The 26879-nt window shown below is 63.5% G+C and carries 28 protein-coding genes; 14 read left to right on the top strand and 14 right to left on the bottom strand.

All coding sequences use genetic code 11. From position 1 onward, the window contains the following. Position 1: 1 nt before the first annotated feature. Complete coding sequence (locus tag IVA92_RS24405) at positions 2–754, bottom strand: SDR family oxidoreductase (RefSeq protein ID WP_247277632.1); 753 nt, start codon at positions 752–754, stop codon at positions 2–4. A 117-nt stretch (positions 755–871) separates the two neighbouring features. Between IVA92_RS24405 and IVA92_RS24400 the strand changes: the two genes are divergently transcribed. Next, on the top strand, positions 872–1807 hold the full coding sequence (locus tag IVA92_RS24400; RefSeq protein WP_247277631.1) for a LysR family transcriptional regulator: 936 nt from the start codon (positions 872–874) through the stop codon (positions 1805–1807). Between the two features lie 119 nt (positions 1808–1926). Here IVA92_RS24400 and IVA92_RS24395 read toward each other — a convergent pair whose 3' ends face one another. Next, on the bottom strand, positions 1927–2190 hold the full coding sequence (locus IVA92_RS24395) for a hypothetical protein (RefSeq protein ID WP_247277630.1): 264 nt from the start codon (positions 2188–2190) through the stop codon (positions 1927–1929). 147 nt (positions 2191–2337) lie between these two features. Here IVA92_RS24395 and IVA92_RS24390 point away from each other — a divergent pair, with 147 nt between their 5' ends. Continuing rightward, positions 2338–3324, top strand: a complete 987-nt coding sequence (locus tag IVA92_RS24390) for a tripartite tricarboxylate transporter substrate binding protein (RefSeq protein ID WP_247277629.1) — start codon at positions 2338–2340, stop codon at positions 3322–3324. 95 nt (positions 3325–3419) lie between these two features. After that, complete coding sequence (locus tag IVA92_RS24385) at positions 3420–3764, top strand: hypothetical protein (RefSeq protein WP_247277628.1); 345 nt, start codon at positions 3420–3422, stop codon at positions 3762–3764. 74 nt (positions 3765–3838) lie between these two features. On the opposite strand, the gene IVA92_RS24380 is transcribed toward IVA92_RS24385, so the two are convergent. From IVA92_RS24380 to IVA92_RS24370, 3 genes are all read right to left on the bottom strand, one after another. Then, positions 3839–4309 (bottom strand): YbaK/EbsC family protein, encoded by a 471-nt coding sequence (locus IVA92_RS24380; protein WP_247277627.1) that lies wholly within the window; start codon positions 4307–4309, stop codon positions 3839–3841. A 52-nt stretch (positions 4310–4361) separates the two neighbouring features. Beyond that, positions 4362–5093, bottom strand: a complete 732-nt coding sequence (locus tag IVA92_RS24375) for a haloacid dehalogenase type II (RefSeq protein WP_247277626.1) — start codon at positions 5091–5093, stop codon at positions 4362–4364. Between the two features lie 376 nt (positions 5094–5469). Then, positions 5470–6354, bottom strand: a complete 885-nt coding sequence (locus tag IVA92_RS24370) for an amidohydrolase family protein (protein WP_247277625.1) — start codon at positions 6352–6354, stop codon at positions 5470–5472. Between the two features lie 304 nt (positions 6355–6658). Between IVA92_RS24370 and ykgO the strand changes: the two genes are divergently transcribed. The 3 genes from ykgO (at position 6659) to IVA92_RS24355 (ending at position 7899) form a co-directional block, all read left to right on the top strand. Next, positions 6659–6784, top strand: coding sequence for a type B 50S ribosomal protein L36 (gene ykgO / locus IVA92_RS24365; protein WP_006611362.1), 126 nt, complete (start codon positions 6659–6661; stop codon positions 6782–6784). 105 nt (positions 6785–6889) lie between these two features. After that, complete coding sequence (locus IVA92_RS24360; RefSeq protein ID WP_247277624.1) at positions 6890–7531, top strand: tetratricopeptide repeat protein; 642 nt, start codon at positions 6890–6892, stop codon at positions 7529–7531. 107 nt (positions 7532–7638) lie between these two features. Further along, positions 7639–7899 (top strand): hypothetical protein, encoded by a 261-nt coding sequence (locus tag IVA92_RS24355; RefSeq protein ID WP_247277623.1) that lies wholly within the window; start codon positions 7639–7641, stop codon positions 7897–7899. A gap of 7 nt (positions 7900–7906) precedes the next feature. Here IVA92_RS24355 and IVA92_RS24350 read toward each other — a convergent pair whose 3' ends face one another. After that, positions 7907–8089: a hypothetical protein gene (locus IVA92_RS24350; RefSeq protein ID WP_247277622.1), complete on the bottom strand. Its 183-nt coding sequence runs from the start codon at positions 8087–8089 to the stop codon at positions 7907–7909. A gap of 328 nt (positions 8090–8417) precedes the next feature. On the opposite strand from IVA92_RS24350, the gene IVA92_RS24345 reads away from it, so the two are divergent. After that, positions 8418–9374, top strand: coding sequence for an alpha/beta hydrolase (locus IVA92_RS24345; protein WP_247277621.1), 957 nt, complete (start codon positions 8418–8420; stop codon positions 9372–9374). A gap of 18 nt (positions 9375–9392) precedes the next feature. Here the strand turns inward: IVA92_RS24345 and cycA are convergent, their stop codons facing one another. Next, positions 9393–9788 carry a cytochrome c-550 CycA gene (gene cycA, locus IVA92_RS24340; RefSeq protein WP_247277620.1) on the bottom strand — a complete coding sequence of 132 codons (396 nt, stop codon included), beginning with the start codon at positions 9786–9788 and terminating at the stop codon, positions 9393–9395. Positions 9789–10064: 276 nt separating this feature from the next. On the opposite strand from cycA, the gene IVA92_RS24335 reads away from it, so the two are divergent. Then, the gene (locus IVA92_RS24335; protein ID WP_247277619.1) at positions 10065–11558 is read left to right on the top strand and encodes an FAD-linked oxidase C-terminal domain-containing protein; all 1494 of its coding nucleotides are present in this window, start codon (positions 10065–10067) and stop codon (positions 11556–11558) included. Between the two features lie 211 nt (positions 11559–11769). Here IVA92_RS24335 and IVA92_RS24330 read toward each other — a convergent pair whose 3' ends face one another. From IVA92_RS24330 to IVA92_RS24320, 3 genes are all read right to left on the bottom strand, one after another. Next, positions 11770–12108, bottom strand: a complete 339-nt coding sequence (locus IVA92_RS24330; protein ID WP_247277618.1) for an antibiotic biosynthesis monooxygenase family protein — start codon at positions 12106–12108, stop codon at positions 11770–11772. 361 nt (positions 12109–12469) lie between these two features. Further along, a complete protein-coding gene (locus IVA92_RS24325; RefSeq protein ID WP_247277617.1) occupies positions 12470–12784 on the bottom strand; it encodes a hypothetical protein in 315 nt (104 codons plus the stop codon). Between the two features lie 309 nt (positions 12785–13093). Further along, complete coding sequence (locus tag IVA92_RS24320) at positions 13094–13999, bottom strand: ferritin-like domain-containing protein (RefSeq protein ID WP_256464547.1); 906 nt, start codon at positions 13997–13999, stop codon at positions 13094–13096. Positions 14000–14331: 332 nt separating this feature from the next. Between IVA92_RS24320 and IVA92_RS24315 the strand changes: the two genes are divergently transcribed. From IVA92_RS24315 to IVA92_RS24300, 4 genes are all read left to right on the top strand, one after another. Next, the gene (locus IVA92_RS24315; protein ID WP_247277616.1) at positions 14332–15570 is read left to right on the top strand and encodes an FAD-binding protein; all 1239 of its coding nucleotides are present in this window, start codon (positions 14332–14334) and stop codon (positions 15568–15570) included. Continuing rightward, positions 15567–16889 carry a glycolate oxidase subunit GlcF gene (gene glcF / locus IVA92_RS24310; protein WP_247277615.1) on the top strand — a complete coding sequence of 441 codons (1323 nt, stop codon included), beginning with the start codon at positions 15567–15569 and terminating at the stop codon, positions 16887–16889. The genes IVA92_RS24315 and glcF overlap by 4 nt, the downstream gene beginning before the upstream one ends. A gap of 84 nt (positions 16890–16973) precedes the next feature. After that, positions 16974–17333, top strand: coding sequence for a histone (locus IVA92_RS24305; protein WP_247277614.1), 360 nt, complete (start codon positions 16974–16976; stop codon positions 17331–17333). Between the two features lie 386 nt (positions 17334–17719). Then, entirely contained in the window at positions 17720–18733 is a 1014-nt protein-coding gene (locus IVA92_RS24300) for a TorF family putative porin (RefSeq protein ID WP_247277757.1), read from the top strand. Positions 18734–18982: 249 nt separating this feature from the next. On the opposite strand, the gene IVA92_RS24295 is transcribed toward IVA92_RS24300, so the two are convergent. Then, positions 18983–20737, bottom strand: a complete 1755-nt coding sequence (locus tag IVA92_RS24295; protein WP_247277613.1) for an ABC transporter ATP-binding protein/permease — start codon at positions 20735–20737, stop codon at positions 18983–18985. Positions 20738–21050: 313 nt separating this feature from the next. Between IVA92_RS24295 and IVA92_RS24290 the strand changes: the two genes are divergently transcribed. Beyond that, positions 21051–22715: an L-lactate permease gene (locus IVA92_RS24290; protein WP_247277612.1), complete on the top strand. Its 1665-nt coding sequence runs from the start codon at positions 21051–21053 to the stop codon at positions 22713–22715. 142 nt (positions 22716–22857) lie between these two features. Then, entirely contained in the window at positions 22858–23256 is a 399-nt protein-coding gene (locus tag IVA92_RS24285; protein WP_247277611.1) for an META domain-containing protein, read from the top strand. Positions 23257–23365: 109 nt separating this feature from the next. Here the strand turns inward: IVA92_RS24285 and IVA92_RS24280 are convergent, their stop codons facing one another. The 3 genes from IVA92_RS24280 to IVA92_RS24270 all read right to left on the bottom strand — a co-directional run bounded on the left by IVA92_RS24280 (position 23366) and on the right by IVA92_RS24270 (position 26807). Further along, positions 23366–24577 (bottom strand): hypothetical protein, encoded by a 1212-nt coding sequence (locus IVA92_RS24280; protein WP_247277610.1) that lies wholly within the window; start codon positions 24575–24577, stop codon positions 23366–23368. A gap of 144 nt (positions 24578–24721) precedes the next feature. Then, positions 24722–26353: a chaperonin GroEL gene (gene groL, locus IVA92_RS24275; RefSeq protein WP_247277609.1), complete on the bottom strand. Its 1632-nt coding sequence runs from the start codon at positions 26351–26353 to the stop codon at positions 24722–24724. Between the two features lie 157 nt (positions 26354–26510). Beyond that, on the bottom strand, positions 26511–26807 hold the full coding sequence (locus tag IVA92_RS24270; RefSeq protein WP_247277608.1) for a co-chaperone GroES: 297 nt from the start codon (positions 26805–26807) through the stop codon (positions 26511–26513). Between the last annotated feature and the right edge of the window lie 72 nt (positions 26808–26879).

Raw genomic sequence — 26879 nt, 5'->3', positions numbered from 1 at the left:
ATCAGGCCCCGAATCCGCCGTCGACATTGAGCACCGTTCCGGTGACGAAGGAGGCTTCGGGGCTTGCGAGGAAGACGACGCCGGCTGCAACTTCCTCGGGGCGGCCGAAGCGCTGGAGCGCGTGCTGCTTGCGCTGGGTCTCGGCGAACTCGCCGCCGTCCTTCGGATTCATGTCGGTGTCGATCGAGCCCGGCTGCACCACGTTCACGGTGATGCCGCGTGGGCCGAGATCGCGCGCCGCACCCTTGGTGTAGCCGACCACGGCCGCCTTGGTGGCGACGTAGTCGGCGAGTCCGGGGAACGAGGCGCGGTCGGCCAGCATCGAGCCGACGGTAATGATGCGGCCGCCCTCATTCATCAATTGCGAGGCGGCGCGGATAGCCGCGATCACGCCATGCACGTTGATCAGATCCTGGCGGGCGAACGCTTCGGTGTCGGCATTGGCATCGTCGATCGCTCCGCCCGCGGCGACGCCGGCATTGTTGACGAGGATGTCGAGATGGCCGAACTCCTTGGCCACGTCTTTGACCAGCTGCGTCACGTCACTGGCCGAAGCCTGATCGGCCTTGAAGGCGCGTGCCTTGACGCCCTTGGCTTTCAAATCGGCAACGACGGCCTCCGCCTTTTCGGGCGAGGCGACGTAGCTGATGGCGACGTCCGCGCCTTCATCTGCGAGCGCGCGGGCCGACGCCGCGCCGATGCCGCGCGAGCCGCCGGTGACGAGAGCAACCTTGCCTGAGAGCTTCTTGGTCATTGGATGTCTCCATTGCTGGAATTGCGATTGACGCTTGGATAAGCCTCCGCCTGTGGTATAGAAATAGAAACTGTTGAAACTCATTGTTTCATTAAATAAACTAACGACGGACTTCACATGGCAAAACTCCCCGATTTCGAGGCGCTCGCGGTTTTCGCAAAAGTCGTGGAATTGCGGTCGTTTGCGGGGGCCGCAAGCGAGCTCGCGATGTCGAAGGCGACGGTCTCCAAGGCGGTCACCCGGCTGGAGGAGCGGCTCGGCGCCCGGCTGTTCAACCGTACCTCCCGCCGGCTCGCGTTGACCGATGCCGGCCACAAGCTCGCCGAACGCGCGACGCGCCTGCTGGCCGATGGCGAAGCCGCGGAGAACGAAGCGCTGGCGCAATCGGTGGCGCCGCGCGGCCTGGTCCGGCTCGCTGTGCCCATGACATTCGGCATCAAGGCCGTGGCGCCGCTGCTGCCGGAATTCTTTCAGGCCTATCCGGAAGTCTCGGTCGACCTGCATTTGAGCGATGCGACCGTCGACCTGATCGGGGAAGGCTTTGACATGGCGGTACGGATCGCGCGGCTGCCGGATTCCTCGCTGATCGCACGGCAGCTCTTCACCATGCCGCGCTATACCGTGGCGGCGCCGTCTTACCTCAAGCAATATGGCCGTCCGACGCATCCGATGCATCTGGCCGAGCACAAATGCTTCAGCTACGCCTATCTCTCGACGCCGAATGCCTGGCACTACACCAATTCGGCCGGTGAGCAGGCCAGCGTGCGCCCGGGCGGCCAGCTCCGCGTCAACAATGGTGAAGCGGTGATGCCGGCGCTGATCGCGGGCCTCGGTATCGCCGAGTTGCCCGAGTTCATCGTCGGCGAGGCGATCTCCTCAGGTCAGGTCGAAGTGATCCTCAAGGACTGGAAGCAGGCCGAAGGCGCCGTGCACCTGGTGACGCCGCCCGGTGGCCCGCGTCCCGCACGTGTCGAGGCCCTTGGCGATTTCCTGGCCGCGAAGCTGCCGGGCACCTGTAAGCGGCGGACACGCGGGAAGGCAAAGACGTCGTAGACCCACGCAGACTGACAGATCTAACGACCTCGTCATTGCGAGCGCAGCGAAGCAATCCAGAGTAAACCCGCGGAGAAACTCTGGATAGCTTCGTTGCAAGAGCTCTTCGCAATGACGGGTTAAAACGAAGGCAACTTCACGCCGTCGATCGCGACAATCCGCAAGCTCGGCTTCAGTGTCCCTTCCAGCTGGGACTTCAATTCGTGAACACGCGGGTCGCTCGAGCGTCTCGCGCAAACCGCATATTGATGGACAGATTGCGCCAGTGCGCGTCGCGCTTCCGGCGTTCGCGTCATTTCGGGCGTTGAAAGTCGCAACACGATCGCGGCGAGATTCACCAGCATCTCGTCCAAGGCGACGTCGATGGTCGCGAGTTTTCCCATGGCACACTCCTTGGAGTGAAAACGGAGGCCTCAGGCATGCGTTCCGGACCCAGTCGAACATGGCTAATGCTTCGTAAACATCTTGTTCTTGCCGATCGCGACGTTAGGCTGGCGAGCGAACAAAGAAAATGAGGGGAGGGACCTGCCATGGACCGACGCGACGTCCTGCGCGCCGCTGCTGCACTGCCGTTGTTGCGCGCTGGGTTACCTGACAATGCCTTTGCTCAAACCTATCCAGCCCGCAACATCACCATGATCGTGCCGTTTCCCGCTGGCGGACAGGCCGATCTGGCGGCGCGTCCGGTGGCCCAGGCGCTGGAGCGGATTCTCGGCAAGCCCGTGATCGTCGACAACCGCGCCGGCGGTGGCGGCGGATCGGTGGGCAATGCCGCGGCCGCGCGCGCCGAGCCCGACGGCTACACGCTGCTGATGACACTGTCCTCGCTCGCGGTGCTCCCCGAAGCCGACCGCCTGTTCGAGCGTCCTGTTGCGTACGAAGTCTCGCAGTTCATGCCGATCGCGCGCGTGCTCGCCGATCCCACGCTGCTCGCGGTGCCAGCCTCGGCACCGTGGAAGACGGCGCAGGATTTCGTCGAGGACGCGAAGAGGCGACCGGGCCAGATCACCTATGGCTCGTCCGGGCCCTACGGCACGCTGCACGTGGCGATGGAGATGTTCGCAAGCAGCGCCGGCATCAAGCTGCTGCATGTGCCGTTCCGCGGCGCAGGTCCCGCACTGACCGCCATCCTCAGTGGTACCGTGCAGGCGATCGCCGCGGCACCCGGCACGCTGAAGCCGCAGGTCGACGGCGGCAAGCTGCGCGTGCTCGGCAATTGCGGCGCGCAGCGCATCGCGAGCTTCCCCGACGTGCCGACCTTTCAGGAACTCGGCTACAGGGATGTCGAGATGTACATCTGGGCCGGCCTGTTCGCGCAGAGCGCGCTGCCGGCCGCGATCGCGACCCGTCTGCGCGAGGCGATGGCGCAGGTGATGACGAGTCCGGACGTGCTCAAATCGTTCGAGGCCTCGGGCAGCCTCGTGGCCTATCAGGATGCCCCGGCCTTCGCGCAATTCGTCGCGGCCGACAGCGCGCGGCTGATCGCGGCGGTGAAGAAGATCGGCAAGGTCGAGTAGGTTCCAGACGCGCTTTCACATTTTGTTGTTGGTCCAGAACCTTCCCCCGCCTCATTGATTGAGGAGGTTTTGACGGATTCGGGAAGGATCGGGACATGCGAACAGAGCGGATTGCGCTGGGTGTGGCGCTCGCGATCAGCGGCATCGTCGCGCAGAGCGCGGCATCTGCGCAAGAATACCGCGGCACGATGGAACAGCAGATGGCCTGCACGCCTGATGTGTGGCGTCTGTGCAGCGATCAGATTCCCGACGTGAACCGCATCGTGGCCTGCTTGCAGCAGAACACGCCGCAACTCTCCAGCGGGTGCCGTGCGGTGTTCCAGTCGAACAATCAGGCCCAGCCGCAGCAGCCGGTCCCGCGCAACCGCGCCGCGCCGCCGCCGCCGCGCTATAATGCGGCTCCGCCCGGGGCTCAGCCCCGACCCTACGATGACGATTAAAGTGCTTTCGCGCGACGTGGATACCCGGTCGCGCGGAGAGGTTCGGTTCTGATTCGATCAGAACCGATAAGGCTCTAGTCGCGCCTGATTTCGCAGACGTCGACCCATTCGGCCGCGACCAACTCGGCCATCCGGTCAGGGGTGATGCGCACGGCACTGTGGGTCGAGCCCGCGGCTGGCACCACGACGTCGAACGCTTTCAGCGAGACGTCGCAATAGATCGGCAGCGGTGCCTTCAGGCCGAACGGGCACACGCCGCCGACCTCGTGGCCGGTGATCTCGGCGACCTCCTCCGGTCCCAGCATTTTCGGCTTGCCCCCGAACTGCGCCTTCACCTTCTTGTTGTCCATGCGCGATGTGCCGGCAGCGACGATCAGGATCACGCGCTCGCCGACGCGCAACGAGAGCGTCTTGGCGATGCGCCCCGGCTCGACGCCATAGGCTTCGGCCGCCAGCGTCACCGTGGCGGAGCTGATCGGGGATTCGATGACGGTAATGTCGGGGGCTTTCTCGGCGAAGAAATCGCGAACGGATTGCAGGCTCATTCCAAACAGCTCATTCCAGCAGTTCACTCGAACTCATGGCAGCTAGCGATCCCTAAGCGATGCTTGGCAGCTCGGAGAGCGCGCGGACACGATGATCCGGCGCGAAGCCGAGCTCGTCCATCTGGGTGCGGATCGCCTTGAACATCGTCAGCGGTGCCATGAGTTCGGTCTCGACGCAAGCCAGCGCCATGGCTTCGGGTGCCACCCGCTCGATCCAGGCAACCTTCAATCCGAATGATTTCGCGCCGGCGGCGTCCCAGGGATTGGAGGAGACGAACAGAACCTCGTTCGGCTTGGTGCCCAGCACCTCGCCGATGAGGCCATAGGCCTCCGGGCTCGGCTTGAAGATATTCTTGGCGTCGACGCTGATGGTGGCATCGAGCAGGCGATCGAGGCCGGTATTCCGCACCAACGCGTTCAGCATGTGCGGGCTGCCATTGGAGAGGACCGCGAGCTTGCGCGGCTTCAGCGCGGTGAGCGCATCGATCGCATCCGGATAGAGCTCAAGATGCAGATATTTCTCGATCACGCGCTCGAACGCCTCGCTGTCATAAGCGAGCCCGAGCACGCGCAACGTATAGGCCAGGGAGTCGCGCGTGACCGCCGAAAAATCCTGGTAGCGCCGCATCAGCGAGCGCAACCAGGTATATTCGAGCTGCTTGATGCGCCAGATCTGCGTGATGATCCCGCCATAGCCTGGAAATGCATCCTCGGTGATCTCAGCGACCGACTGGATATCGTAGAGCGTTCCGTAGGCGTCGAAGACGACGGCTTTGAGGGGCAATTGACCGTCCTCCGGGCTCGATGCAGCCGCAGGACTATAGCGGGCCCCGTGATATCGATCCAAGCAGGAAATTCGGATCGGGCGCTGTTGCGCGGCCAAGAGTGTGCGAGGAATTCGATCGGGTTGCGAGGCGAACGCTGCAATATTTCAACGAAGCGAAGCGCATCTGGCGTGAATGCGTTCCGAAGTCGATCAGGCTGATACCACCGAAGGGGAGTTCCTGCGTGCAGTTGAGAAGCTGCGCGCCGAAGCCACTAGAGAACCGGGAGTTACACCGTGATTTGGCGCGGACGATGTGACCGGAGGCAGCTTCCGTTGGCGCAGTATCCGTTGCGCCCACGAAAATCAGCCAGACTCCACCGATCCATGAGCGCGTCTAGATTCCCAGCAGCTTGCGCGCGTTGGCCTTGAGCACCTTGGGCCGGATCTCGTCGCGGATGTCGATCTTGGCAAAATCCGACAGCCAGCGATCCGGCGTGATCACCGGCCAGTCCGAGCCGAACAGCATCTTGTCCTGGAGAATCGAGTTGATGTAGCGCACCAGGATCGGCGGGAAATATTTCGGCGACCAGCCCGAAAGGTCGATGTAGACGTTCGGCTTGTGGGTTGCGACCGACAGTGCCTCCTCCTGCCAGGGGAAGGAGGGGTGGGCGAGAATGATCTTGAGGTCGGGGAAATCGGCCGCGACATCGTCCATGTACATCGGGTTGGAGTATTTCAGCCGCATGCCCATGCCGCCGGGCATGCCGGAGCCGACGCCGGTCTGGCCGGTGTGGAACAGCGCGATGGCGCCGCCATTGTTGATCTCTTCATAGAGTGGATAGGCCATGCGGTCATTGGCGTAGAAGCCCTGCATGGTCGGGTGGAATTTGAAGCCGCGTACGCCGTATTCCTCGATCAGCTTGCGCGCCTCGCGGACGCCCAGCTTGCCCTTGTGCGGGTCGATGGAGACGAAGGGGATGAGGACGTCGAGGTGGTCGGAGGCGACCTCCAGCATCTCGTAATTGTTGTAACGGCGGAAGCCCGTCTCGCGCTCGGCGTCGACTGGGAAGATCACGGCGGCGATGTTCTTGGCGCGGTAGTACGCCGCGGTCTCCGGCACTGTCGGCGGATGCTTGTTTGGCGACTTGAAATACTCCGCCATCTGCGCCTGGAAATCGTCATAGCCGTCGTCAGCATGGCAGCCGCAGGGCTCCTCGGCATGGGTGTGGATGTCGATGGCGACGACATCGTCGATGTTGGGCAGCTTCAGCTTCGGCATGGTTTTCCTCCCGGCGGGTTGCCGAATTGATTATATGATATAACGAATTTTGCAAGGCAAAGCCGCAGGTTATCGATTGGCAGATCGAGCCGATCCGGCCGTTTCTACTGTGCATGGGGTTGTTTTCACGAATTTGCTGGTTCGGAACGGGGCCGTTAACATTGACATCACCGCCCGCCATGCCTTAAGAACCGCCCCGTCCCGGGCGGTCGGTCTGCCAGCGGGAAAAATCTCATTTTGCCACATTCGCGCGTGCCGAAACGGTAGTGCCGAACACGGCCTTTCGAACGTTCAGGATTCTGCCATGAAGGTCCGTAACTCGCTGAAATCGCTGCGCGGTCGCCATCGCGCCAACCGCCTGGTCCGCCGCAAGGGCCGGGTCTATGTGATCAACAAGGTGCAGCGCCGCTTCAAGGCGCGCCAGGGCTGATCTCGCCCTGCCGGACGCCGCGCGCGTCCCGCAAGACCCGGTCTCACACGAGTTTGACGCCGCCTTTGCTTTGCAAGGGCGGCTTTACGCGTTTAGACTTTCACCATGGCAGTGAGATTCCCTTTCGCGCTTACGCTGTGTCTGGCCCTTGTCCTGGGAACCGCCGGCTTCGCCCCGGCGCGAGCACAGCAGATTGAGCCGCCGCCCCCGCCCGGCAAGCAGAAGAAGCTGCCGGAAGCGCCGGCCAAGCTGCCCAAGGTCGACCGCACCAAGAATCTCGATTTCCTGTTCGGCGCGCTGAAGGCGGCGCCCGATGAGGCCAGCGCCAAGCATGTCGAGGCGCGGATCTGGGCGATCTGGCTCCAGACCCCGAGCGACACCGCGGCACTGTTGATGTCGCGCGCCAAGACCGCGGTCGACGCGCAGAAGATCGAGGTCGCGATCAAGCTGCTGGATTCGGTCATCAAGCTCAGGCCCGACTACATCGAGGCGTGGAACCGGCGCGCCACGCTCTATTACATGCAGAACGATTACGGCCGCTCGCTCGCCGACATCCAGCAAGTGCTGATCCGCGAACCGCGCCATTTCGGTGCGCTCGCCGGGCTCGGCATGATTATGCAGGAGGTTGGTGACGAGAAGCGCGCGCTGGACGCCTACCGCAAGGCACTCGCCGTCAATCCGCACCTCGAGAAGATTCCCGACCAGGTCAAGGCCCTGACCGAGAAGGTCGAAGGCCGCGACATCTAGCTTCTAGCGATCGCGGCCGGCGCGGATTAACCACGATCGCAGGCGTCGCATCGTGAGGGCTATTGCCGGGGCCGCCGCGGGCCTACCTGCAGGGCAGGAGCAAAGCCATGAAGCGTTTGATCTTTGCGGGTAGCTTGCTGCTCGCGTCGGGCACGGCGAGCCTCGCCGACGGATTGTTCTGGGTGGTCGGCAACCGCGCCACCGGCAAATGCAACATCGTGACCAGCAATCCCGTGATCATCGGCGATATCTGGTTCGGTGACGGCCCCTACAAATCCAAGGCCGACGCCAAGGTTGCGCGTTCAACGATCCGCGCCTGTCCCGCGCTCACGCCGGACGAGGAAAAGGACGAGGACGGGTCGAACTAGCCTGCACTCAATGCAGGACGCTGCCGCCGCGCTCGGAGAGGCCGCGATCGGCGGCTGCAGCGTAAGCCTTTGCAAGCTCCGCTTCGAGATGCTCGTTGATCAGGAGCAGCGCCCGCACGGCACCGCGCAGGTCGCCGTTACAGCTCGCGACGATCTCATCGATCGCAGTGTCATTCGATCTGAAGCTCATCGAAAATCCTCCGGTTCAACCAGGAAACATCCTGCCGGTCTTTCCCGCATCCCCGAGGTTGCGAGGAGGATCGGCGCCCACCCGCGCCTAGATGGCCGAACCGACCATGGCGATTATATGGATTCCGCGATGACGACTGCATGAAGCTGGGCCGAGGCGTCCGTGTCGCCAAGGAATATTGTTGATTCCATTGAGTTTTTACGCTCCCCAATTGTGCACATATCCACAGCCCACCATTTCCGGTGGAAGCCTTGATGCCGGCTGAGCGAAACTGCCGTGTGCCAAGACTCGTAACTGCCCTGTGCCCAGGATCGCCCGGATTCTCTCGATGATCGTGATGTCAATCGTGACGGCGCTGGTTCTGCTGGCGCTCGTCACGCAGGCTGGAATCGTCGTCGTGCAGCGCGCCTTTCCGGCGCAGGGCCGGATGATCGAGGTCGACGGCGCTGTGCTTCACGTCCTCGATCTCGGCCCGCGCGACGCTGGCCTGCCGATCGTGATGCTGCACGGCGCGAGCTCCAATCTCGAAGCGATGCGACGGCCGCTCGGCGATCTCCTCGCCAGGGATCATCGCGTCATTCTGATCGATCGCCCCGGCCACGGCTGGAGCACGCGCCTGCGGCGGCAGGATTCGACGCCGCAGATCCAGGCGCGGATGATCGATGAAGCGCTTCATAGGCTCGGGATCGATCGCGCGGTGTTCGTGGTGCATTCCTGGAGCGGCGCCCTCGGCGCGCGGATCGCGCTCGATCACCCCCACCGCGTTGCCGGCCTCGTGATGCTCGCGCCCGTCACTCATCCCTGGCGCGGCGGCGTCGGCCGCTACAACGAGATCATCGCAACGCCCGTGGTCGGTCCGCTGCTCGCCTACACGATCACGCTGCCGCTCGGCTACGTCCTCACCGAATCCGGTGCGCGCAACGTCTTCCTGCCCCAAGTCATGCCGGACGGCTTCGTCAAGGATTCCGCGACGCCGCTGCTGCTGCGTCCGCGCGAGTTCATCGCCAATGCCTTTGACCTGGTGACGCTGAAGGAAGCAGTGGCCGGGCAAGTCGCGCGTTACGGCGAGATATCGGCGCCGGTCACGATCATCGCCGGCGAGCCCGACAAGACCGTCTCGACCGGCATCCACGCGCGCCCGCTCGCTGCCACCGTGCCGAATGCGAAGTTGATCGTGCTGCCCGATCTCGGCCACATGGTGCAGAACGCCGTGCCGGATCTCGTGAAGGCGGAGATCGAGGCGATGATCGGCAAGATCGTGCCGGCGCAGGCGGCCGCCGATTAGCGGCCGCCTTTTCCGCGTTTACTGCTTGATCTTCCCGTCCTTGTCGAATTGGGAAATGAAGGCCCAGAGATTGTTGATCTCGGTCTCGTTCTTGATGCCGGCGAAGGCCATCTTGGTGCCGGGGATCTTGGCCTTGGGATCCTTGATGTATTCCTTGAACGTCGCCTCGTCCCAGGTGATGCCGGAATTCTTGTTCGCATCCGTGTAGTTATAATCGGGAGCGGTGCCCGACTTGCGGCCGTTGAGGCCGTTGAGCTCGGGGCCGACCTTGTTCTTGGCGCCTTCGCCGATCGCGTGGCAGGCCAGGCATTTGTTGAACGACGTCTTGCCGGCCGCGACATCCTGCGCCATCGCGGCGGGTGCGGTGGCAATCACGGTGAGGGTCGTCAGTGCGCCAAAGGTCAGTTTTGTCATCGGGTGCTCTTCGTCTCTTCCCTGGTGGGTCTAGTCAGTCTCTTGCCTGAGCGGCAATGGTCGGACGTGCCGGTTTTGGCAGGCCTGCCCGGCTTGGACAAGCCGCCAGACCATGACAGGTTTCACGATTTCCTACTTGTCCCAGAGCGAAGTCGCGGAAAGATCGTTGTCCGACTTTCGGATGGCCTACCCAAACATCCGCGGACGTGGTTGATTTGCCGCAACAAATTGATCAGGCGGCCTGGGCCGGAAAGGAAATGCCATGAAGGATTTGATATGGCTATCATGATGCCTGCGAGCGACCAGGCCGTGCTCGCGCGCCGCGCGGACATCGTTGCCGCGCTGCGCGCAATCGTGCCTGGCGAGGGTGTGATCGACAGCGCCGCCGAGATGCGAGCCTATGAATCCGACGGATTGACGGCCTATCGGCAGCCGCCGATGGTCGTGGTGCTGCCCGACACCACCGAGCAGGTCTCGCTGGTCCTGAAGTATTGTGCAGGGCAGGGCATCAAGGTCGTGCCGCGGGGGTCCGGTACCTCGCTATCCGGCGGCGCCCTGCCGCTCGAGGATGGCGTGCTGCTCGGGCTCGGCAAGTTCAAGCGCATCCGCGAGATCGATTTCGAGAACCGCGTCGTCGTGACCGAGCCCGGCGTCACCAATCTCGCCATCAGTCAGGCGGTCGCGCATGCCGGATTCTATTACGCGCCCGACCCGTCCTCGCAGATCGCCTGCTCGATCGGCGGCAACGTCGCGGAAAATTCCGGCGGCGTGCATTGCCTGAAATACGGCATGACCACCAACAACGTGCTCGGTTGCGAGATCGTGCTGATGAGCGGCGAGATCCTGCGCATCGGCGGCAAGTCGGCGGAGAACCCCGGCTACGACTTGATGGGAGTCATCACCGGTTCCGAGGGCCTGCTCGGGGTCATCACCGAGATCACCGTGCGCATCCTGCAAAAGCCGGAGACCGCGCGCGCGCTGATGGTCGGCTTCGCAGAAGTCGAAGCCGCCGGCGAATGCGTGGCACGCATCATCGGCGCCGGCATCATCCCTGGGGGCATGGAGATGATGGACAAGCCCGCGATCCACGCGGCCGAAGCCTTCGTCCACGCCGGCTATCCGCTCGACGTCGAGGCGCTGCTCATCATCGAACTCGACGGTCCCAAGATCGAGGTCGACGAGCTGATCACGCGCGTCGAGGCGATCGCGAATGGCTGCGGCTCCACCACCTGCCAGATCTCCAATTCCGAGGCCGAGCGCAATCTGTTCTGGGCGGGCCGGAAAGCCGCGTTCCCCGCGGTCGGGCGCATCTCGCCCGATTATCTCTGCATGGACGGCACCATCCCGCGCGGTGCGCTGCCGAAGGCGCTGGCGCGCATCCGCGAACTCTCGGAAAAATACCAGCTCGGCTGCGCCAATGTGTTCCATGCCGGCGATGGCAATCTGCATCCGCTGATCCTCTACGACGCCAATAAGCCTGGCGAGATCGAGCGTGCGGAGGCGTTCGGTGCGGACATCCTGCGCGCCTGCGTCGAATTCGGCGGCGTGCTCACCGGCGAGCACGGCGTCGGCATCGAGAAGCGCGATCTGATGCCCGACATGTTCAGCGAGATCGACCTCAACCAGCAGCAGCGCCTCAAATGCGCCTTCGACGCCCAGGGCCTGCTCAATCCCGGAAAGATGTTTCCGACCCTGCATCGCTGCGCCGAGCTCGGTCGCATGCATGTCCACGCAGGCAAGCTGGCGTTTCCGGATATCCCGCGGTTCTAGGCTCGCAATGTCGGATATTCCTCATCCTGGGCTGTCTATGTCGACGCTATCGGGAGAAGTCCTCGCCGCAATTCACACCCGAAGATCGGTCACGTTTCAGCTCGATCGCGCGAGTGGCGGCGATTGGCAGGGGACGCATGACGGGGCGTGACGCGGCGCCGAACGGCGCAGCGAGGCTACACCATTCGGCTTTCCTGATGCTGCCGCGGGTCTACATCAGCGCATATTGCGTGCGTTCGCGCCTGGTCAGCAGAGGTAGGGCTTGACCGGCGATATGGGTCTTAAAATGTGCGCTGTCCTGATGCGCCTTGAATGCGGCCTCGTCGCGGAATAGCTCGTAGAACAGGAACTGGGCCGGATTGTCCTTGGCGCGGCTGATCAGGAATAGTTTTACGCCGGGTTCGCTTTGAGCCTGTGGCAGGAAGCTGCGCAGGATCTCGGCAACCCGATCGGCTTCTTCAGCCTTCGCTTCCCATTGCGCCACAACCAGCAAACCGCCGCCGCCGACGGCCTGATGGATGGCCTGTTGGTTCATTGCCTGTTCGTCCATGATGGAGCTCCGTTTTGACGAAGACCATGCGACCAGTAGCCAAGTCTCGGGTGAAGATGGTTCGATCATGATCGAAGTGCGGATGTCGCAGGAGCTGAGGCCCGAGGTACACTCCACATCCTCATGGGAGACCGCGAAGCTGTCGTCTCGCCTATGAAGGCCCGGCGGTTGCAGCGCGGATCTCGTCCTTCGAGACGCTTGCTGCGCAAGCTGCTCAGGACGAGGGAAGGTGCCACGCTCCGGGGTGGCCGCCCACGTTCGCAACCCTCGTCGTCGCCTTGGGATCGCTCACACAAAGAGCCGCCGGGTTGAGACCGCGGCGGCTCCTGTCATTGGCCTATTGGCAATTGCGAGATGGCCGTCAGTAGCTACGTTTCGTGTTCGCGCCCGTGGTTTGGCCAGGAGCGTAGCCAGAAGCGCCGGGATGACCTTTCTTAGAACCCATGGCCTGCTTCTTATGTCCCGGAGCGTAGCCGGATGCTCCCGGATGGCCTGCCTTGGAGCCCTTGGTTTGCATCTCGTGGCCCGGCGTCTTGCTTGATACGCCTTGGGCAAAGACAGCCGGCGCAGTGCCGATGAGGGCGATGGCAGAAAGTGCAATTATCATCCTCTTCATCTTCATTCCTCCTCTCAACGAATAACTTTGATCAACGAGTTGGAAACTGCGCAGTTCCATGAACGCCTGTTCATCAATCTATTATCGCAGGTCAGCAAACGCCCGATGTGCGCCTCGCGCCGATTCGCCGAAAGCAGTGCCGATGATCGCGACGGTTGATGCAGAACGCGGAGTCGAGCTGTGGGCGCCGAGAGATTGCGTCGCTACGGTTCTTGCTTGCTCGACGTACCGACGATGATCTCGTCCGGGTGGGGCGAGCCACCCAAACAAGATTACGACAGCATCAAGAGCGACCTACCCAATGATCGTGCGCAGGCGCGTTTCGGCCGCCGGCACGACGGCCGATCCGGCTCCCATTCGGCCGAGAACTCAGGTGGATTTGAGCACGCCGTTCATTCCGTTCGGATAGAACCCGCCTTTGCTGACACCCTGCTTCTCGGTCAGATAGACGATATGCAGCACCTCCTGCGGCGTGCGGCGGAAGGCAATGGCATCGGGCGTTGACGGAACGACATTGGCTTTGCCGTTCATCCGGATGCCCTGGTCCTTGTCCTGACCACCGTCGACCTGGTCCCGGGCGTCGGAGATGGCGTTGGCCGCATTCCAGGCCTTTTCACCCATCAAATAGAGCTGCGAGCGCGCCATGCCCATGTGGTACGCCTCGACGGCCAGAATGCCCGCCGCAGCCTCGACGAACTCCTTGCTCTTGAGCAACGGCGCTGCCCCGGCATATGCCGTCACGCCGACATCCTCAAACAGCATGCCGCCCAGCAAGACACTCATGTCATCGGCAAACGGATCGAAGTCGGCGGGCAGACCAGCGGCCTGGGCGGCTGCCTTGAAGCCCGCATCGAAATCGATGGCCGGGCGCGATACCGCCATCCTGCCCAGCGTCTTGCGATAGAAGCGCACGTGGGCAAGCTCGTTTTCAGCCAGCTCCTCGACAAACTCGCGGATTTCCTTCCTGTCGAACTTGGCTTCGTGTCCGCCAGCGACCCTCGCGGCGTCGGGTCCAGCGTCAGAATCGTCGATCCCCTTGCCGGTCGTGGCACGCAGATAAAACTCAGCCTCCATGTATTCCAGGTTCAGCGCGAACTGAAAGATGTCCTCATCCTTCACTTCGGCGGCATGTATTCCCACCCCAGTGGTTTCCTGGTGCTTCTGTTGTGCTTTGTGCTGCGCATGGGCTGTGGGGATCAACAGCCCACTCAGGCCAAGGACCGACAAACCGGCAACGGATTGCCGTCGGGAGATACGAACTCGCTCCACGTTCATGGCAAGCCTCCTCTTCGTGGTGATTGTGACGCGCCTGACAAGAGCCGTAGATCGCCCCGCCCATTTCGCTCGCTTCGCGCCGGCGCGCCGAATGCATGTCAAATGCGAGTGCTTGCGTCCGTTCCTATTGGAGTCCTCACTCAGAGAGCAGGCAACCCTAATCGTCCGCAATCGCCCCTGACGACAGTCGTATGGCGTGCGCTGACGTCTGCCCAGCAGGGGGAGCGCGTGGCCGCCGCTCTTTCGCGTTGCACCAGAGATTGCCGGGCTGGGCGATGCTCAAGGCTTGCCAGATTTGATTTCCGGCGCGAATTTCGTTACGGCCTCTTCCCGTGGATACGCTGAAGGTCAGAGACGCCAAAGACGTCGAAGAAGTGGTGCGCGCGGCGATCGCCAACGAGCAGCCGCTCGAGATCATCGGTCATGGCTCCAAGCGCGGCATCGGCCACGCGATGGCGACCAATGCCGTGCTCGACGTCTCGGCGCTCAATGCCGTCACCTCCTACGAGCCCAACGAGCTGATCGTCACGCTCCAGGCCGGTGCGCCGCTGGCCGACGTGCTGTCGCTGATCGATGCCAAGAACCAGCAATTCGCCTTCGAGCCGATGGACACGGCGCCGTTGCTCGGCACGCCGGCGCTCGGAACCATCGGCGGCATGATCGCCGCCGGGCTCGCTGGTCCGCGGCGGATCAGGGCGGGCGGGGCGCGCGATCACCTGCTCGGGGCGCACGCCGTCTCCGGTTTCGGCGACAGCTTCAAGACCGGCGGCAAGGTGGTGAAGAACGTCACAGGCTACGACCTCTGCAAGCTTCTCGCCGGATCCTGGGGCACGCTGTCGGTGATGACGGAGGTCACGCTCAAAGTGATGCCCAAGCCCGAGGCCGAGCGGACGTTGGTGCTGCACGGGCTCGACGACCCCGGGGCCAACAAGGCCATGACGGCGGCACTCGGCTCGCCCTTCGACGTTTCCGGTGCCGCGCATCTGCCGAAATCGGCCTTTCGGGCCAAGTCGGAAGGACTTGGCGACATCGGGGGCCAGGACGAGGCGCTGACCGTGCTGCGGCTCGAGGGCATCACGGCCTCTGCCGCGCACCGCGCAGGCTCCTTGCGCGAATTGCTGGCGCCGTTCGGAACTGCGACGCTGATCGAGGACGTGGCGTCCGCGGCGCTGTGGGCCACGATCCGCGACGTCCTGCCGTTCGCGGCAAGCGGTGCGCTTGGCGCCTGGCCGGTCTGGCGGATCGTCTGTCCGCCGGCATCAGGGGCAGCGCTCGGCACCCAATTGGCCCGTGAGACCGGCGGCGACGTGATCTACGATTGGGGCGGCGGGCTGATCTGGGCGGCGTTGCCGCCGAAGCCGGACGCGCATGCCCCGGCCGTGCGCCAGCGCACCAACGCGTTCGGAGGACATGCCACGCTGATCCGGGCGACCGAGGGCGTCAGGCGTGATGTCGATGTCTTCCATCCGCAAGCGCCTGGCATTGCCGCGCTGAGCGAGCGGGTGCGCGCCAGCTTCGATCCGAAGACCATTCTCAACCGGGGGCGGTTGACGCGGAGCGCTGCGACATGAAGACCGAATTCTCACTGGCGCAGCTCGCCGACCCCGACATCGCGGAGGCCGACAAGATCCTTCGCGCCTGCGTCCATTGCGGCTTCTGCACAGCAACCTGCCCGACCTATGTGCTGCTCGGCGACGAGCTCGATAGCCCGCGCGGCCGCATCTATCTGATCAAGGAGATGCTGGAAAAGGACCAGGCGCCGACCGCCGAGGTGGTCAAGCATGTCGACCGCTGCCTGTCGTGCCTCGCCTGCATGACGACCTGCCCCTCAGGGGTGAACTACATGCATCTCGTCGACCAGGCCCGGGTCCGGATCGAGCAGCGCTATCAGCGGCCGCTGACTGAGCGGTTGTTGCGCCAGGTGCTGGCCTTCGTCCTGCCGGACCCGCGGCGCTTTCGCGCGAGCATGGTGCTGGCGCGGCTGGCCCGCCCGCTTGCCGTCTTCCTGCCGACGCCTCGGCCCTCGGCCACGCCCGGGTTGATCCAGCGCATCAAGGCGATGCTGGCGCTGGCGCCGAACCGGCTGCCATCGCCGGGGCCCCGCGCCGGCAGCGTGTTCGCCGCGCTCGGCAAGAAGCGCGGCCGGGTCGCTCTGCTGCAAGGCTGCGCCCAGCAGGTGCTGGCGCCGCGCATCAACCAGGCTGCCATCAGCCTTCTCACCCGCCACGGCATCGAGGTTGTCCTGGTCCGGGACGAGCAGTGCTGTGGCGCGCTGACCCATCATCTCGGCGACGACCATGACGCCTTGACGCGAGCCCGCGCCAATGTGGCGGCGTGGCGGAAGGAAGCGGCCGGCGAGGGGCTCGACGCCATCCTGGTGACGGCCTCCGGCTGCGGCACCGTGATCAAGGATTACGGCTATCTGCTGCGCGAGGACGCTGCGTTCGCCGCCGACGCGGCCAAGGTCTCCGCGATCGCCAAGGACATCACCGAATACGTCGCCGGCCTCGAACTCGCGACCACAGCGCCGCACGATGAAATCGTCGTCGCCTATCACTCTGCGTGTTCGTTGCAGCATGGGCAGAAAATCACGGGCCTTCCGAAAGAATTGCTTTCCAAGAATGGATTCGTGGTGAAAGATGTGCCGGAGAGCCATTTGTGTTGCGGTTCGGCGGGGACCTACAACATTCTCCAGCCCGAGCTTGCGGGCCGGTTGCGCGATCGCAAGGTCGCCAACATCGCGAGCGTCAAGCCGGACATGATTGCCGCGGGCAATATCGGTTGCATGGTGCAGATTGCCAGTGGCACGTCAGTTCCGGTCGTACACACGATTGAGCTTCTCGATTGGGCTACGGGCGGGTCGCGGCCGGCATTGAACGCGCAAGTTTGAGCTTTCAAAGGCTGAGCTTTCGTCCGGAAGTGACGGCTGAAGACGCCCGATCGACCATTGTTCGGCGGCAACAGGAGGACCACGATGGCGAAAGCGAAGAAGAAAAAAAGCAAGAAGGCCAAAAAGGCCAAGAAGGTCGTAGCGGCGAAGAAGAAGACCGCCAAGAAGGCAGCCAAGTCCGCGACGAAGTCTGCCAAGAAGGCTACGAAGAAATCTGCCAAGAAGGCAGCCCCGAAGAAGGCCGCCAAGAAGGCGGCGACTAGGTCGGCCAAGAAGGCCGCACCCAAGAAGGCCGCGAAGAAAGCGGCACCGAAGAAGGCGAAGGCAGCTCCTGCGCCGAAGCCATCAACGCCGGCAGCTCCGGCTGCCGAGCCTGTCGCTGAGACAAGCTGGGCGATGCCTTCGTCTTCTGCGGAAGCTGCGCCGGCCGAGGGGCAAGGCTAGGTCCAGCGACCACCATCGACGACAAGGAAGGCCGCGGCGGTGACGCTGCGGCCTTTTTGCATCGCCGCAAGCACCTTTAGAGGCCGCCCTTTCCTGCGCCTGTCTGATTCGTATCCGGGGCGCCACGCTGCCTGGCTTTCCCGTACTTGCACGGTCCCTCTCGTGCACCTTGCAACGCAAAGAATGTGTTCGAGAAGACACACAGGCTGACAACGTTTCGTGGAATCGTCAAAACGCCTAAAAAGTCGGCAAATGCCCGCGCTTTTTGCTTCACGGCTCGCACCCCTCAATCCAAATTGCCGCAGTTACGAGATTGCAATCAAGTCGAGCGCCCCGGGGGTTACCGGGATCCGACTGGGGCTCAAGAACTGGCGATGGGGATCGAAATGAAAAAAGTGGCTTTGTTGGCAACGGCGCTGGCAATGGTGACGGGTTCGGCTTTCGCGGCAGACATGCCGGTCAAGGCATTGAAAGCCCCGCCGCCGCCTGCCTTCGATCCCTGGGACATCGCTTTTGGTGGCGCGATCATGAGCGACTACATCTTCCGCGGTATCAGCCAGTCGAACCACAAACCGTCGGTCGCCGCCTATTTCGAGCCGCGCTACAACGTTACCAAGGACCTCCAGCTCTACATCGGCGTCGCCGGTGAGAGCATTTCCTTCCCGAACCGCGCCGCGGCCGAGATCGACGTCTACGGCGGCATCCGCCCGACCTTCGGTGCATTCGCTTTCGACATCGGTGTTTGGGGTTATCTCTATCCGGGTGGCACCTGCTTTTACGGCGCGCCGACTGACACCGCCGGCAACCCGCTTAGCGCGCAGTGCGCCGCCAACGCTCTGCTCAACGGCAACGTCATGAAGAAGGACGTGAGCTTCTTCGAAGTCTACGGCAAGGTGAATTACACCATCAACGACAACTGGACCGTTGGCCTGAACGAGTACTATACGCCGAGCTTCCTGAACTCCGGTGCGTGGGGCGACTACGTGTCGATCACCGCCAAGTACACGGCGCCGAGCACCTTTTTCGGCTCCAGTGGCGTCGGCATGTACGTCTCGGGTGAGTTCGGCCGCCAATTCCTGGGCACCTCCGACTCGTTCTATGGCACCGGCTTCGCTGCGCCGGGATTCGCTGGTCCGTTCCCGAACGGCATCAAGTACGCCGACTACAACACCTGGAATATCGGCATCGGATTCACGTACAAGGTATTCACGCTCGACCTGCGTTACTCCGACACCGACCTTTCGAAGGCGAACTGCAACGCCTTCACCAGCGACTACACGGCAGGCTTCAACGGCAGCTTCAGCAACATCAATCCGACTGGCGTCGGCTCCAATTGGTGCGGCGCCGCCGGCATCGCCAAGCTGTCCTTCGACCTGACAGCGATGACCAACCTGAAGTAAGTTTCTTCCCGAAACGACTTGATGAGGGCGGCGGAGCAATCCGCCGCCTTTTTGCTTTGGGGTCGGGTCTCTTCGCAAACGCCATGCCCGGGCTTGTTCCGGGCATCCACGTTCTTTGGCACTGTCGCGCAATGAGCGCGTGGATGGCCGGGACAAGCCCGGCCATGGCGACGCAGAAACGCGGCGCGTTGTCGCGAGGAAGACTTGGCATCCGTTCTAAGGAGAACGCAGTGCGGATTGCCCTGCGCCTCAACGCGCCGCGCTCGGCTCCGCTGCAGCCCGTTCGCCGCCGAGGACGTGAATCGCACCGTCCTTCACCAGCGCCACCTTGCGGGTGTGGAAAGCGTCGAGCGTCGAGCGGTGGCCGATCGAGACGATGGTGGTCTGCGGCAGCTTCTCAGCGAGCAGCCGGTAGAGCCGGGCCTCGGAGGGTTCGTCCAGCGAGGCGGTGGCCTCGTCCAGGAACAGATAGTCCGGCACATGCAACAGCGCGCGGGCGAGCCCGAGGCGCTGCTGCTCGCCCAGCGAGAGCATCCGATTCCAGTGACCGTTCTCGTCGAGCCGCTTTGCCAGCCGCGGCATGCCGACCGCGTTCAGCGCCTCTGCGATCTTCTCGGGTGCGATCGCGCCACGCCCTGCGGGGTAAATTACGGCGTCGCCGAGCGGGCCGATCGGAAAATACGGCCGCTGCGGCAGCATCATTAGCTTGGCCTTTTCGGGAATCGCGATGGTTCCGGTGCCGAACGGCCAGATTCCGGCGATGGCCCGGAACAGCGTGGATTTCCCGGAGCCCGACGGCCCGGTCACCAGCACCCGCTCCGCCGGCTGGATCGCGAAGGTATCGGCCGCAACAAGCGGCTCGCCGTTCGGCAGCTTTACCAGCAACTGATCGAGACCGATTGCCTTGCCGCTCGATGGTGCAACGCCGATGGTCGGCTCGCGCGTCGCCGTATGGGCCGCCGACCTGACCGACATCTCGAAACCGTCGAGACGGGCAATCACCGAGCGCCATTCCGCGAGCGAGCGATAGGCTGTGACGAAAAACGAGAGCGCATCTTGCACGCTGCTGAACGCCGAGCCAGTTTGCATCATGTCGCCGAGCTGAATTCTCTTGGCGAAGTAAGCCGGAGCAACGACCACATAGGGAAAGATCACTGCAGCCTGGCTGTAGCTTGCCGTGAAGGCGGTCAGGCGCTTGGTCCGGCTCATGATCGCGTACCAGTTGCCGATGACGAAACCAAAGCGCTGCAGCAGATTCCCTCGCTCCGCACTCTCACCTTTCAAAAGCGCGATCTGCTCGGAATTTTCGCGTACGCGGATCAGGTTGAAGCGGAAGTCGGCCTCAAAGCGCTGCTGCTCGAAATTGAGGTTGATCAGCGGAGCACCGATCCAGTGCGTCAGCGCCGTACCCAGGATCGCGTAGACCAGCGCACACCAGACCAGAAAACCCGGGACGATGATGTCTGTGCCGTAAATGTGCAGCGGCGCCTTGTCCGACAGACCCCAGAGGATGACGACGAACGAGGCCAGCGTCACGATCGACGACAGCAGGCCCAGCCCGAGGGTCAACGTCTGCTCGACGAAATTCTTGACGTCCTCGGTGATGCGCTGATCCGGGTTGTCGGCGGGGTCGCCCTTGAGCTGGATGCGGTAATGCGTCGAGCCGCTCAGCCATTCGCCGAGATAATGCTGCGTCAGCCACCGTCGCCAGCGAATCTGGAGCCACTGGTTCAGGTAGAGCTTGTAGACCGCCAGCGCGACGAAGGTGAAAGCAAGGCCGAGAAAGATCCAAATCTCTCTGACGAACCGGTCCAGTTCATATCCCTGGACCGCACTGAAGAATCGGTTCTGCCACTGACTGACGAGAACATTGATCGCCACCAGCGCCAGCTCCATGGCAATGACGGCGGCGAGCAGGCCGTGGCCGGCCCATTTGTCCTCCGATCGGAAATAGGGGCCGGCGATTCGCCAGACGATCGCGAGCGTGGCGCGGATGTTGTTCACAGAGCTGGGTCTCCTAGAGGGGATGTGCATAACGGCCCGGAGCCAAATGGCTGAGGCAATGACGGAAATGGGCGCGCTTAGACTAAAGTCGCAAGTTCTGCAATTTGCGTTGGCTTGTCGCAGCTTGCAACCCTAGCATGGGGCTCGACGGCGCGGGGCGGGGTGACCAGGGTTTCGCGAGCTTGTGAGCGGACGGGAACCGCCGCATTCGTGAGGAATTCGCGTCAAGCTCAGGGGTTATCGCTTCCAACGTCAAGCAGGATCGGCTCTCCACGCGAGTCGCCTGCCGCAACATGCGTGGGGGAGGAAGACCATGTGGAATCAAATCTATGATCCGCTGCACAGCCCGGTGCTGTCGACGATCGCGGCAGCTGTGCCCGTCGTCACGCTGCTGGTCCTGATCGCGAGCGGGCGCGTCCAGGCCCACATCGCCGCAATCATCGCCGTGATCGTGACCAACCTGATCACGATTTTCGTCTTCACCATGCCCGCGAACATGTCGATCCGCGCCTCGGTGCTGGGCATCGTCACCGGGTTCTTCCCCATCGGCTGGATCGTCCTCAACGTCATCTTCCTCTACCAGGTGACCGTGACCACCGGGCGCTTCGAGCTCTTGAAGCGCGCGGTCGGCGGCGTCACCGAAGATCGGCGGCTGCAATTGTTGCTGATCGCGTTCTCGTTCGGCGCATTCTTCGAGGGCGCCTCGGGCTTCGGCACGCCGGTCGCGATCACGGGTGCGGTGCTGATCGGCCTCGGCTTCTCGCCGCTGGCGGCTTCCGGCCTGTCGCTGATCGCCAACACCGCACCGGTCGCCTATGGCGCGCTGGGCACGCCGATCCAGGGCCTTGCCTCCGTCACCGGGCTCGATCCCTACATCCTCGGCGCCATGGTCGGCCGGCAATTGCCGTTCTTCTCCCTGATCGTGCCGTTCTGGGTGGTGTGGGCGTTCGCGGGCTGGAAGGGCATGAAGGACGTCTGGCCGGCGATCCTCGTCACGGGGGTGTCGTTCGCGATCCCGCAATTCGTCATCTCCAACTACATCAATCCCTGGATCGTCGACATCGGTGCGTCGCTGATCTCGATGGGCGCGCTGATCCTGTTCCTGAAGGTGTGGCAGCCGAAGCAGCTCTGGCTGTCGCCGGCGCTCCGCGGCCGCGACGAATCGGCCTCCACGATGGCGGCGGCAAAGCCGCTCGACAAGACGCCACTCACGCAGGGCGAGCTGTTTAACGCGTTGCTGCCGTGGATCATCGTCTGCATCGTGATGCTGGTCTGGGGCAGCGGCGCCTTCAAGGGCTGGGCGAACTCGATCTTCACCTGGAACTATCCCGTGCCCGAGCTGCACCAGATGATCAACAAGATGCCGCCGGTCGCCCCAGGGCCGACCAAGGAAAGCGCGGTGTTCGCCTTCACCTACCTGTCCTTCACCGGCACCGGCATGCTGATCGCGGCGATCATCTCCGGCTTCCTGATGGGCGTCGGTCCCGGCCGGCTCCTGACCGAATACGGCCGCACCATTCGGCTGTGCGCGATCTCGCTGATCACGATCTCAGCGATGCTCGCGATCGGAACGCTGACCCGGCTATCCGGTGTCGACGCGACGCTCGGTCTCGCCTTCGCGGCAACCGGCGTGCTCTATCCCTTCTTCGGCACGCTGCTCGGCTGGCTGGGCGTCGCACTGACGGGATCGGACACCGCCTCCAACGTGCTGTTCGGAAACCTGCAGAAGATCACCTCCGAGCAGCTCGGCCTGTCGCCGGTCCTGATGGCCGCGGCGAACTCCTCCGGCGGCGTGATGGGCAAGATGATCGACGCGCAGTCGATCGTAGTCGCCTCCACTGCGACCAACTGGTACGGCCACGAGGGCACCATCCTGCGCTTCGTGTTCTGGCACTCGATCGTGCTCGCCTGCCTCGTCGGCGTGCTCGTGACGTTGCAGGCCTATGTCTGGCCGTTCACGGCGCTGGTGCTGAAGTAGCGGTCGGCGCCAGGCTGCGATGCAAATCCCCGCGAGGTTCGCCTCGCGGGGATTTTTGCATCTACATCCGCCTGCGCGAACCTTCTCAAGGGCGCCGCCGTCTTATAGAAGGTGCGCCAAGTCAGGTTGGTCGAGAGGTCTCATGGTTTCGCTCAGGCGATTGACGTTTGCGGCAGTGGCAATGTTCGCGATGTCCACGCTTGCGCGTGCCGAGGAGGGGTTCCCGTTCGGCACCGAGATGACGCTGGAGGCGCTGCCGCAGCCCGGCTCGAAGCGGATACCGAACATCGAGATCGGCGACAATGGTGAGGTCGTGCTGGAGCTCTGGTGCAAGAGCGGCAAGGGCCAGTTCTCGGTCGCCGGCAACACCGTGATCTTCGTCCCCGGCCAGATCCAGGACCGGTCCTGTCCGCCTGCGAAGGCGCAGGCCGACGACGAGCTCGTGGCCGCGCTCGGCAGCGTCGAGACTTGGAAGCGCCAGGGCGAGGTGCTCACGCTGGTCGGTCCCAAGCCGCTGCGCTTTCGCGTCAACGGGAATTGAGCGTTGGGCGCGAAACGCGAACCCGGAATCTGGAGATTGTGGCGCGAGATTCAGGGGCGCGATTGCGCACCATGGGTCGACGCTGGCGCGTCGCCCCGGAATGACTTCGTCACTTCCACACCGACTTGTCGGCGTCCCAGCGCTGACCTTTCAGCTCCCTGGCAAGCGCCTCGATCGAGCCGTTGTCGTCGGGCAGCTCGCCTTCTTCGTCGGGGCTCGCGTCGTCGGACAGATTGAGCCTGGCGCCGCTGCTTTCATCGGCCGTGGTCGTCGCGGGGCTTCCGATCCAGAGCATCAGCTTGTCGGTCGTGCCGGGCTTGTCGGGCGAGACGAGCCCTGCGACCTCGATCGTGTCGGTGAGCTCGAGCGCCGGGTGATCCTGGTTCGGCCGCTTGAACACCAGCTTGAGCTTGCCGGTGGCGGGGTTGAAGCTCTGTGAGACCGGCTTTGCCGCGAGCGTCCTGCTCAGCACGCCCGCAACCGCGGTCGCGAGCTTGTCGCGGTTGATCTTGTCGCCGTCGCGCCAGTCGGCGGCGGGGAAGCGGATGGTGCGGTCCATCTCGGTCATGCCCGCGGTCCACCCGGCGGCGGTGACGCCGGGCATCGCCTTGAACTTTGCTAGCAGTGCGCCCGCGCGCTCCGGATCGACGGACATGTTGATGGTCTGCTCACCGGCGCGCAGGGCGTCGCAGCTGACATTGAGGCTGGCCAGCGTCACCTCGACCTCCTGGCCCTTCAGGCTCTTCAGGAAGTCGGTCGCGGCATCGAGCTTGACCTTGACCGCGATCGCCTCCGGTGAGACGTCGGTGAAATCCTTCGGCTGCGGCGTGATGCCGTCGTCGGAGGTCTGGTTGTCCAGAAATTCCTTCTCGCTGAGATCGGAATTGTCGGACGAGGTGACCTCGGTCACGGCCTGGCCGATCGTGATCTGGCCGCGGAATTCGAACATGTCCCCGGCCTGCTTGCGCAGCAGCTTGACACTGACGGGCGCCTTCGCGCCGAGGCTCTGCGTCGTGCCCGTCAGGTTCTGGCCTGCAACCTGAAGATTGACGACGAAGCGGTCCTTGCGGTCGGAATTCTTCGCGATCGGATAGCAGACGTCGAGTACGGCCGCCGTGACCGTCTTGCCCTGACGCGTCTCCTTCAGGATCGCGTCGGCATTACCGTCCATCAGCCCGTCGATCGACGTGAAATAGCGCGTCTCGGCGCCGCCGGCCGTCGTGGCCTTCGGTGATAGCTTCATCTGGGCGGAAGCGACCTCGGGCGCAAAGGCGAGCAAGGCTGCCAAAAGGGCGGTCAAACAAACCAGGAGCGCGCGCATCGATGAAATCCTCGAGCCATCAGAATCGGCGCCACCGTAGTGGGTTTTGGCCGCCGGTTGAATCGGAAAGCGGAGGGGCAGGGTCGGCAAAAAAGAAGGCCGCCCGGAGGCGGCCTTCGGAACACGCTAACGGACGATCGGGCGTTAGAAGCCGCCCATGCCGCCGCCGGCTGGCATGGCGGGCGGCGCCTCCTTCTTCGGCGTCTCGGCGACCATGGCCTCGGTGGTCACGAGCAGGCCGGCCACGGAGGAGGCGTCCTGGAGCGCGGTGCGGACCACCTTGGCGGGATCGATGATGCCCTTCTCAACCATGTCGACATAGGCCTCGGTCTGGGCGTCGAAGCCGAAGGTCTCGGACTTGTTCTCCAGGATCCTGCCGACGACGGTCGAGCCTTCCACGCCCGCGTTCTCGGAGATCTGGCGGATCGGGGCTTCGAGCGCCTTCAGCACAATGTTGATGCCGGCCTGGACGTCCGCATTGGCGTTGGAGAGGCGGCCGACCGCCTTCTTGGCGCGCAGCAGCGCAACGCCACCGCCGGGCACGATGCCTTCCTGCACCGCGGCGCGGGTCGCGTTGAGCGCGTCCTCGACGCGGTCCTTCTTCTCCTTGACCTCGATCTCGGTCGCGCCGCCGACGCGGATCACCGCGACGCCGCCGGCGAGCTTGGCGAGGCGCTCCTGGAGCTTCTCACGGTCGTAGTCCGACGTGGTCTCCTCGATCTGCGCCTTGATCTGGCCGACGCGGGCCTCGATGTCGGGCTTCTTGCCGGCGCCGTTGACGATCGTGGTGTTCTCTTTGTCGATCACCACCTTCTTAGCGCGACCGAGCATCTTCACCGTGACGTTCTCGAGCTTGATGCCGAGCTCCTCGGAGATCAGCTGGCCGCCGGTGAGGATCGCGATGTCCTCGAGCATGGCCTTGCGGCGGTCACCGAAGCCCGGCGCCTTGACGGCTGCGACCTTGAGGCCGCCGCGCAGGCGGTTCACGACCAGGGTGGCCAATGCCTCGCCCTCGACGTCCTCGGCGACGATGACGAGCGGCTTGCCGGACTGCACCACGGCTTCGAGCACCGGCAGCATGGCCTGCAGGCCCGAGAGCTTCTTCTCGTGCAGGAGGATGTAGGCGTCCTCGAGCTCGGCGGTCATCTTCTCGGCATTGGTGACGAAGTAGGGGCTGAGATAGCCGCGGTCGAACTTCATGCCCTCGACGATGTCGACTTCGGTGTCGAGCGACTTGTTCTCCTCGACGGTGATGACGCCCTCGTTGCCGACCTTCTGCATCGCCTGGGCGATCATCTTGCCGATGGCGGCGTCGCCGTTGGCCGAGATGGTGCCGACCTGGGCAACCTCGGAGGAGGCGGCGACCGGCTTGGCGCGCTTCTCGATGTCCTTGACTACCGCGGCAACCGCGATGTCGATGCCGCGCTTGAGGTCCATCGGGTTCATGCCGGCGGCAACTGCCTTGGCGCCTTCGCGCACGATGGCCTGGGCCAGCACCGTTGCGGTGGTGGTGCCGTCACCGGCGAGGTCGTTGGTCTTGGAGGCGACCTCACGCACCATCTGGGCGCCCATGTTCTCGAACTTGTCCTCGAGCTCGATCTCTTTGGCGACGGTGACGCCATCCTTGGTGATGCGGGGTGCGCCAAAACTCTTCTCGATGACGACGTTGCGGCCCTTCGGGCCGAGCGTCACCTTGACGGCGTTAGCGAGAATGTCGACGCCGCGCAGCATGCGATCGCGCGCGTCTCCGGAAAATTTGACGTCTTTGGCAGCCATATCTGCAATCCCTCGTGTTTGGTGTTGTGTTGCCGCGCTTCCCTTCGTCTTTGCCAGGCTCGATCCGGCAATCCATCTTCGTGCGAAGAATGAGGATGCCCGGGTCAGGCCCGGGCATGACAGTAGGGATATTCAGCGGCCGTTCAGGCGGATGGTCTTAGGCCAGCACGCCCATGATGTCCGACTCCTTCATGATCAGGAGCTCTTCGTTGTCGATCTTGACCTCGGTGCCGGACCACTTGCCGAACAGCACACGGTCGCCGACCCTGAGGTCGATCGGGATCAGCTTGCCGGTCTCGTCGCGGCCGCCGGGTCCGACGGCGACGATTTCGCCCTGGGAGGGCTTTTCCTTGGCAGTGTCGGGAATGATGATGCCGCCCTTGGTCTTTTCCTCGGCGTCGATACGTTTGACCACGACACGGTCATGCAGCGGACGAAATTTGGATTTAGCCATGACGTTTCCCTTTGGAGGCTCGCTTCGGAAGTAGTGGAAGTAGGTTGGGGCGGCGCTTCCGCCCACCCTCTT

This window comes from Bradyrhizobium sp. 154 (genome assembly GCF_023073875.1).
Lineage (GTDB): Bacteria > Pseudomonadota > Alphaproteobacteria > Rhizobiales > Xanthobacteraceae > Bradyrhizobium.
Note: the sequence above shows the minus strand (reverse complement) of the source record. Positions and strands in the feature narration are given on the sequence as shown.

Coding starts and splice junctions, on each gene's coding strand:
- IVA92_RS24355 (WP_247277623.1), top strand. CDS start 7,639: ATGAAGCGTTTGATCTTTGCGGGTAGCTTGCTGCTCGCGTCGGGCACG.
- ykgO (WP_006611362.1), top strand. CDS start 6,659: ATGAAGGTCCGTAACTCGCTGAAATCGCTGCGCGGTCGCCATCGCGCC.
- IVA92_RS24305 (WP_247277614.1), top strand. CDS start 16,974: ATGGCGAAAGCGAAGAAGAAAAAAAGCAAGAAGGCCAAAAAGGCCAAG.
- IVA92_RS24320 (WP_256464547.1), bottom strand. CDS start 13,999: ATGAACGTGGAGCGAGTTCGTATCTCCCGACGGCAATCCGTTGCCGGT.
- IVA92_RS24385 (WP_247277628.1), top strand. CDS start 3,420: ATGCGAACAGAGCGGATTGCGCTGGGTGTGGCGCTCGCGATCAGCGGC.
- IVA92_RS24405 (WP_247277632.1), bottom strand. CDS start 754: ATGACCAAGAAGCTCTCAGGCAAGGTTGCTCTCGTCACCGGCGGCTCG.
- IVA92_RS24380 (WP_247277627.1), bottom strand. CDS start 4,309: ATGAGCCTGCAATCCGTTCGCGATTTCTTCGCCGAGAAAGCCCCCGAC.
- IVA92_RS24360 (WP_247277624.1), top strand. CDS start 6,890: ATGGCAGTGAGATTCCCTTTCGCGCTTACGCTGTGTCTGGCCCTTGTC.
- IVA92_RS24300 (WP_247277757.1), top strand. CDS start 17,720: ATGAAAAAAGTGGCTTTGTTGGCAACGGCGCTGGCAATGGTGACGGGT.
- IVA92_RS24285 (WP_247277611.1), top strand. CDS start 22,858: ATGGTTTCGCTCAGGCGATTGACGTTTGCGGCAGTGGCAATGTTCGCG.
- IVA92_RS24335 (WP_247277619.1), top strand. CDS start 10,065: ATGGCTATCATGATGCCTGCGAGCGACCAGGCCGTGCTCGCGCGCCGC.
- IVA92_RS24345 (WP_247277621.1), top strand. CDS start 8,418: ATGATCGTGATGTCAATCGTGACGGCGCTGGTTCTGCTGGCGCTCGTC.
- IVA92_RS24270 (WP_247277608.1), bottom strand. CDS start 26,807: ATGGCTAAATCCAAATTTCGTCCGCTGCATGACCGTGTCGTGGTCAAA.
- cycA (WP_247277620.1), bottom strand. CDS start 9,788: ATGACAAAACTGACCTTTGGCGCACTGACGACCCTCACCGTGATTGCC.
- groL (WP_247277609.1), bottom strand. CDS start 26,353: ATGGCTGCCAAAGACGTCAAATTTTCCGGAGACGCGCGCGATCGCATG.
- IVA92_RS24330 (WP_247277618.1), bottom strand. CDS start 12,108: ATGGACGAACAGGCAATGAACCAACAGGCCATCCATCAGGCCGTCGGC.
- IVA92_RS24350 (WP_247277622.1), bottom strand. CDS start 8,089: ATGAGCTTCAGATCGAATGACACTGCGATCGATGAGATCGTCGCGAGC.
- IVA92_RS24280 (WP_247277610.1), bottom strand. CDS start 24,577: ATGCGCGCGCTCCTGGTTTGTTTGACCGCCCTTTTGGCAGCCTTGCTC.
- IVA92_RS24370 (WP_247277625.1), bottom strand. CDS start 6,354: ATGCCGAAGCTGAAGCTGCCCAACATCGACGATGTCGTCGCCATCGAC.
- IVA92_RS24390 (WP_247277629.1), top strand. CDS start 2,338: ATGGACCGACGCGACGTCCTGCGCGCCGCTGCTGCACTGCCGTTGTTG.
- IVA92_RS24325 (WP_247277617.1), bottom strand. CDS start 12,784: ATGGAACTGCGCAGTTTCCAACTCGTTGATCAAAGTTATTCGTTGAGA.
- IVA92_RS24395 (WP_247277630.1), bottom strand. CDS start 2,190: ATGGGAAAACTCGCGACCATCGACGTCGCCTTGGACGAGATGCTGGTG.
- IVA92_RS24290 (WP_247277612.1), top strand. CDS start 21,051: ATGTGGAATCAAATCTATGATCCGCTGCACAGCCCGGTGCTGTCGACG.
- IVA92_RS24400 (WP_247277631.1), top strand. CDS start 872: ATGGCAAAACTCCCCGATTTCGAGGCGCTCGCGGTTTTCGCAAAAGTC.
- glcF (WP_247277615.1), top strand. CDS start 15,567: ATGAAGACCGAATTCTCACTGGCGCAGCTCGCCGACCCCGACATCGCG.